5 protein-coding genes and 1 pseudogene are annotated in these 6,152 nt (G+C 70.1%); 5 read left to right on the plus strand and 1 reads right to left on the minus strand.

What is annotated here, in order from left to right; translation table 11 throughout:
• Window positions 1-134: 134 nt before the first annotated feature.
• The 5 genes from QHF83_RS39055 to QHF83_RS39075 all read left to right on the plus strand — a co-directional run bounded on the left by QHF83_RS39055 (window position 135) and on the right by QHF83_RS39075 (window position 5,607).
• A complete protein-coding gene (locus QHF83_RS39055; RefSeq protein WP_282423161.1) occupies window positions 135-2,258 on the plus strand; it encodes an ATP-grasp domain-containing protein in 2,124 nt (707 codons plus the stop codon).
• A gap of 85 nt (window positions 2,259-2,343) precedes the next feature.
• Window positions 2,344-2,643, plus strand: a complete 300-nt coding sequence (locus QHF83_RS39060; RefSeq protein ID WP_282423162.1) for a hypothetical protein — start codon at window positions 2,344-2,346, stop codon at window positions 2,641-2,643.
• 68 nt (window positions 2,644-2,711) lie between these two features.
• Entirely contained in the window at window positions 2,712-4,031 is a 1,320-nt protein-coding gene (locus QHF83_RS39065; RefSeq protein ID WP_282423163.1) for a serine/threonine-protein kinase, read from the plus strand.
• 25 nt (window positions 4,032-4,056) lie between these two features.
• Window positions 4,057-5,049, plus strand: coding sequence for a hypothetical protein (locus QHF83_RS39070; RefSeq protein WP_282423164.1), 993 nt, complete (start codon window positions 4,057-4,059; stop codon window positions 5,047-5,049).
• A 159-nt stretch (window positions 5,050-5,208) separates the two neighbouring features.
• Entirely contained in the window at window positions 5,209-5,607 is a 399-nt protein-coding gene (locus tag QHF83_RS39075; protein WP_282423165.1) for a response regulator, read from the plus strand.
• Window positions 5,608-5,951: 344 nt separating this feature from the next.
• Here the strand turns inward: QHF83_RS39075 and QHF83_RS39080 are convergent.
• A pseudogene (locus tag QHF83_RS39080) lies at window positions 5,952-6,152 on the minus strand (hypothetical protein); the annotation flags it as partial.

The raw sequence follows: 6,152 nt of genomic DNA on the forward strand, positions 1-6,152 counted from the left end.
GTGGTCCCGCAGGAGGGGAGCCCTAGACGCTTGACGCAGCGTCCGTCCGCCCGCAAGACACGCTCGCCCAGCTACATTTTCCCTCGAAAAACTCGCGACATCCTCCCCCTCCTTCGGCACCCTCCATTCCAACGATGCGCCTCGCGCTCACCTACAATTTGAAGATCACGGGCTCCCCCGAAGAGGCGGAGTTCGACAGTCCAGCAACCATCGACGCGATCGAAGGGGCCCTCGTGCGCGCAGGTCACGAGGTCGAGCGCGTCGAGGTCTCCGGCCCCGCATCCCGCGTCATCGCGCGGCTCGAATCGATCTCGCCCGATCTCGTGTTCAACATGGCCGAGGGGCACAAGGGCAAGATGCGCGAGGCGTTCTACGCCGCGCTCTTCGACGAGCTCGGCTTCCCGTACACGGGCTCGGACGCGCACACGCTCTGCCTCACGCTCGACAAGGCGCTCACGAAGCGCACGCTCGCGGGCTTCGGCGTGCCGACGCCGCGCGCGCGGCTCGTGACGCGCGTGGCGATCGAGGGCGGCGTACTCGACGACGTGACGTTCCCGGTCATCGTGAAGCCGAACTTCGAGGGCTCCTCGAAGGGCATCTCCGGCGATTTCAGCGTCTGCGAGGACGGCCACGAGCTCGCCGAGATCGTCGACCGACAGCTCTCGCGGTACCCCGCGGGCCTGCTCGTCGAGCGCTTCCTGCGCGGGATCGACGTGTCGTGCTCGTTCGTCGAGGGACTCGGCAGCGACGGGATCCTCGATCCGGTCGAGTACGTGATCGATCCTCGGTACCAGAACCTTTACAACGTCTACGATTTCCACCTGAAGAATGTGCGGCCCGAGCACGTGACGACGCGCCCGGCGGAGCTGCCGGCGGCGGTGCTCGATCGCATCCAGGCGCTGACGCGCAGGATCGTGCGGGCGCTCGATCTCAAGGACCTCGGGCGCTGCGAGTTCCGCGTGGCGCCGGGGTCGCCGCAGACGGGCTACGACATCCACTTCCTCGAGGTCGACGCGCTTCCCTCGCTCGATCCGAGCGCGGCGATGTTCGTCGCGGCGAAGAAGGGCGGCTTCGATTACGACGGCGTGATCCGATCGATCGTGCGCAGCGCCTGCAAGCGGAGGGGCATGTCGCACTTCGTCGACAACACGCCCAGCCGCCGCTCGAAGAAGGCCGCGCTGCGCGTGGGCTTCACGTTCAACATGAAGCGCGACGGCGGCGACGCGGAGGCGGAGTTCGACTCGCCGCAGACGATCGAGGCGATCACGAACGCGATCGAGAGCTTCGGCCACACGGTGATCCCGCTCGAAGCGAAGCCGGATCTGCCGCACCGGCTGCTCGCGTCGCAGCCCGACGTGGTCTTCAACATCGCCGAGGGCGTACGCGGACGCGGACGCGAGGCGCAGGTGCCCGCGATGCTGGAGCTGCTCGGCATCCCCTACTCCGGCAGCGATCCGACGACGCTCTCGCTCTGCCTCGACAAGGGCCTCACGAAGCAGATCCTGCGCGCCTCGCGGATCGAGACGCCCGAGTGGCAGGTGCTCACGACGGGACGCGAGAAGCTCAAGGCCTTCCGGTACCCGGTGATCGTGAAGCCAAACGCGGAGGGCACGTCGAAGGGGATCAGCAGCGCGTCCGTGGTGCCGGACGAGGCGAGCGCACGCGCCGCGGCGAAGGTCCTGCTCGAGCGATACGGGCAACCGGCGCTCGTCGAGGAGTACGTCGACGGCCGCGAGCTCACCGTGGGCCTGCTCGGCGATCGAAGGCCGCGGGTCTTGCCGCCGATGGAGGTGGTCTTCGTCGATCCGCCCGAGCACCCGGTCTACGGCTTCGAGGAGAAACAAATGGGCACGACGCGCGTGCGCTTCGAATGCCCGGCGAACCTCGGATCGGCGGAGCTCAAACGGATCGAGAGGATCGCGCGCGACACGTTCCTCGCGCTGCATTGCCGCGACGTCGCGCGGATCGATCTGCGCATGGCGAAGGACGGCACGGTGTACGTGATCGAGTGCAACCCGCTGCCGGGGCTCACCCCGGATTTCAGCGATCTCTGCGTCATCGGGAAGGTCGCGAGCATGGATTTCCGGACGCTCATCGGCGAGATCCTCGCGGGCTGCATCAAGCGGTACCGCGGCGAGCGCGCCGCAGCCGCGCCGCCTCTGGTGCAGGTCGCCGCCCCGGCGCAGCCGCACGGGCTGCTCCCGCTCCTCCCGGCCCCCACGCCCCCCACGGGCCCCGCGAAGGCCAACGGATCCTGATCGAGACATCCGTCCTGATTGGCCGGATTCCCGTCGCGCACGTCCTGCACACCGCCCCGGCCCGCGCCTTGCGTGAGGCCGGGGCATGGGATCTTCGGCCCCGTGTCGGTTCTCCCTGCTCGCGTTCGTGTGTGGCCTCTCGGTGCTCGGCGTGGCCTGCGGGCGCGGCGCGACGGAGCGTGCTGCCGAGGTGCCGCTCGCGCCGGAGCCGCCCACGTACGCGGTGGTGATCCCGCCGGGGACCTACTTTCCCGACTGGCCTTCGCTGTCGGTCGGAGGCGAGCCGGAGTACGACGAGACGCGCTCGATCGAAGTGCGCGAAACGCTCCCGCCCCAGGGGCCCGCGGCCCAGGTCCCGATGCGGATGAGCCGGGGCCCGCGCTAGATCGGACGGACCCACGCACGGGGTGTTTCCCGTTTCGGCGGGTCGTGGTTTAGACTTTGGTCTCCGCCGTGAGACCCCCCGAACCCGAGCTGCAGAGCGTGAGGCCGAGCCCCTGGGCGCCGGGCTCGATCATCGGGGGAAAATATCGCCTCACCACACCCATCGGGGCCGGCGGCATGGGGCAAGTCTGGCGCGCCGAGCACACGTCGCTCGGCACGACCGTGGCGGTGAAGCTCGTCGATCTCGCGTCGTCGCAGAACCCGCAAGAGACGATGGCGCGCTTCCTCCACGAGGCGCGCGCCGCGGCGAGGCTCAAGAACGAGAACGTGGTCCAGACGATGGATCACGGCGCGCAAGGGCACGTCGCGTACATCGTGATGGAGCTGCTCGAAGGCGAGAGCCTGGCAAAGCGGCTCACGCGCACGCGCGTGCTGCCCGCGTCGGACGCGGTGCGGATCTTCCGCGAGATGGCGCGCGCGCTGGAGAAGGCGCACAAGCAGGGGATCGTGCATCGCGACCTCAAGCCGGAGAACGTCTTCCTCTCGGTCGAGGAGGGGCGCGAGGTCGTGAAGATCCTCGACTTCGGCATCGCGAAGACGGCCGACGGCGGCCACGATCCGCACCTGAAGACGCACGCGGGCACGGTGCTCGGGACGCCCGCGTACATGAGCCCGGAGCAGGTGCTCGGCAAGGAGATCGATTCCCGCTCGGATCTCTGGCAGCTCGCGATGATCGCGTTCGAGTGCGTGACAGGCGTGCGAGCTTTCTCGGGCAGCACGCTCGGCGAGCTCTTCATGCGCATCTGCTCGGCGCCGCTGCCCGTGCCCTCGCAGGTCGTACGGAACGTGCCGCCGGGCTTCGACGCGTGGTTCGCGCGCGCGGCGCAACGCGAGCCGAAGGACCGGTTCCAGTCCGCGCGCGAGCTCGCCGAGGGGCTCTCGCTCGTGCTCCTGCGCAGCCAAGGCGGAGGCGCGGCCACGGTGCCACTCGGCTCGATGGTGCAGTCGGGTCGGCCCGAGCCGACGGGGCGGAACACGGCCTGGTCGAGCGGCGCGGCGAACCCGAGCTCGCGGCGCGCGCTCACGATCGCGCTCGCGGTGCTCCCGGTGTTCCTCCTGGGCGCGGTCGGCGCCGTGTGGATCGTGAAGGGGCGTGACGAAGGCACGACAGCTCCGACGCCCTCGGCGCTCCGCCCCGCCGCGAGCGCGCTGCCTCCCGCGAGCCCGCCGAGCGCCGCGCCGAGCCCCGCGCCGAACGTGCCCGTCACGACGACCCCCGCGGACGACGCGGGCGCGCCCCCTGTGCCGAGCGCGCCCGACGCGGGCGCAGCCCCGAAGATCCACACCGGGACCAAGAAGACCACGAAGGAAGACGTCCTCGGCTTCTGAGACGAACACGAGCCCCGACGAACCGATGAACCGCCCTCCCTCGAAGCCCACGCGAGCGCCCCTCCGGACGTGCCTGCCGCTCGCCTTCGCCGCGCTCACCTGGCTCTCGCCGGCCGTGAGCACGGGGCAGGACTTCGCGACCCGCAGCGCCGCGCGCAAGCTCGGCGAGGAGGGCATCGCGCTCTTCGACAAGGGCCAGTACGCCGAGGCGCTCGAGAAGTTCAACCTCGCCGATCAGCTCGTCCCCGCGCCGACGCTCGGCCTGCGCGCGGCGCGTAGCCTCGTCAAGCTCGGCCGCCTCGTCGAGGCGACGGAGCGTTACCTCGCGGTGACGCGCATGGATCTCTCGCGCACGCAGGTCACGCCGGCGTTCCGCAAGGCGCAGGCCGACGCGCTCAAGGAGCGCGAGGAGCTCTTGCCGCTCATCCCGAGCTTGACGATCGAAGTCACGGGGCCGTTGGGCGACGGCATCACGGTGTACGTCGACGGCACGCAGATCCCGCTCGCGCTGCTCGGGCAGAAGCGCCCGATCGATCCAGGGCAGCACGAGGTCGAGGTTCGTCGCGGCGAGACGAAGGTGAAGAAGAAGGTCGACCTCGTCGTGAAGCAGACGGAGAAAGTCGTGCTCATGCTCCCGCCGCTGCCGAAGCCGAAGCCGCCGGAGCCGGATCCGTTCTGGAGGACGATCGCCTGGGTGGGGATCGGCGTCGGCGCGGGCGGCATGGTGGCGTTCGGGGTGACGGGCGGGCTCGCGCTTTCGAAGGAGCAGGAGCTCACCACGAAGTGCCCGAACCGGACGTGTCAGCCGGAGTTCCACGCGGACGCGGACTTCTTCGATGCGCTGCGCTACGCGACGACGGCAGGCCTCGTGGTCGGCGTGGTGGGCCTCGGCGTGGGCGTGCCGCTGCTCATCGCGGGTCCGACCGAGAAGCCCAAAAAAGACGAGAAGAAGGCCTCCGGGATCACGTGGACGCCGGTGCTCGGGATCGGCACGGCGGGCGTGCGCGGGACGTTCTGAGCGGGCTCTGCACGCGAAGATCGCAGAAGTGCAAAGCTGGCTCGCACCGGCCGTTTAGCCCTGCAAGACGTCCTGGACGTGCGAGCCGAAGAAGCCCTTTCTTTTCGGGCATTTCCAGCGTTTCCTGATCGTGGTCCGGTCCTTGCATCAGGGTCGGACATGGCCCGCGTTTTGATCATCGACGACGACCCGACCTTCGGCCAGCGTGCCGTGCGTTGCCTGGAAAAGGCAGGCATGCGGGCACGCTTCCACGAGGGTCCCTTCGGCAGCCTGCACGCGGTCCGCGAGACGGGCTGCGAGATCGTGCTCGTCGATGTGGACATGCCGCGGCTCGACGGCGGTCTGCTCGTGAAGATGATCCGGGACGCCTACGGGCTCGGACAAACCCGGATCATGCTGGTCGGGGACAAGTCCGACATGGAGCTCGCGGATCTCGCAGTGAGCGTGGGAGCCCACGGGTACGCATCGAAGAGCGTGTCCGACGCAGAGCTCGCCGGGCGCGTCGCCGGGCTCGCCCTGCGAAGGCCGTCGCGGCGCCCGACGCCAGCGATGGGCTGAAAGGTGAGCGCGGGGCTTCGCCCCGCACCCCAGCAGGGGGCTGTCCGCCCCCTGCACCCCGGACCAGGCACGGCCTGGACCGAAGGCCGAGAAACCGCGCAATGCGCGGTTTCTCGGACGGGACCGGGGCAAGACCCTCCACGAGCTTGCCAGCCAAAACAGTAGCGCTGCCGTACCTGGTCGCGACGTTTTCCCTGTCGACAGCGCGCATCGCGCGCTGTCGCCCCGCGTCCAGGGCTTGCCCTGGTCCGGGTCCAGGGGCGGACAGCCCCTGGTCGGGTCCGGGGTGAAACCCCGGCGCTACGCCCCTCCCCCGCGCGGGAGAGGGGCCTGCGTTTTTCGATCTAGAACCCGGCGCGCCGCGAGCGCAGGCGCCGCGCGAAGGCCGCGAGGCCAAGCGCGAGGCCGAGGACGCCCGCCGAGCCTGTGTTGCCCCGCGTGGTGCCCGCCGCGCGGCAATCGCAGCCGCTGTCGTCCGCGGGAAGGCTGCCGCCCGCGCCGGCCGAGCCACCCGCGCCGGCGCCGCCCGCGCCGCCGGCACCACC

Source organism: Polyangium sp. 15x6 (genome assembly GCF_029960785.1).
In the GTDB taxonomy this organism is placed as follows: domain Bacteria; phylum Myxococcota_A; class Polyangia; order Polyangiales; family Polyangiaceae; genus Polyangium.

Coding starts and splice junctions, on each gene's coding strand:
- QHF83_RS39055 (WP_282423161.1), top strand. CDS start 135: ATGCGCCTCGCGCTCACCTACAATTTGAAGATCACGGGCTCCCCCGAA.
- QHF83_RS39060 (WP_282423162.1), top strand. CDS start 2,344: ATGGGATCTTCGGCCCCGTGTCGGTTCTCCCTGCTCGCGTTCGTGTGT.
- QHF83_RS39070 (WP_282423164.1), top strand. CDS start 4,057: ATGAACCGCCCTCCCTCGAAGCCCACGCGAGCGCCCCTCCGGACGTGC.
- QHF83_RS39075 (WP_282423165.1), top strand. CDS start 5,209: ATGGCCCGCGTTTTGATCATCGACGACGACCCGACCTTCGGCCAGCGT.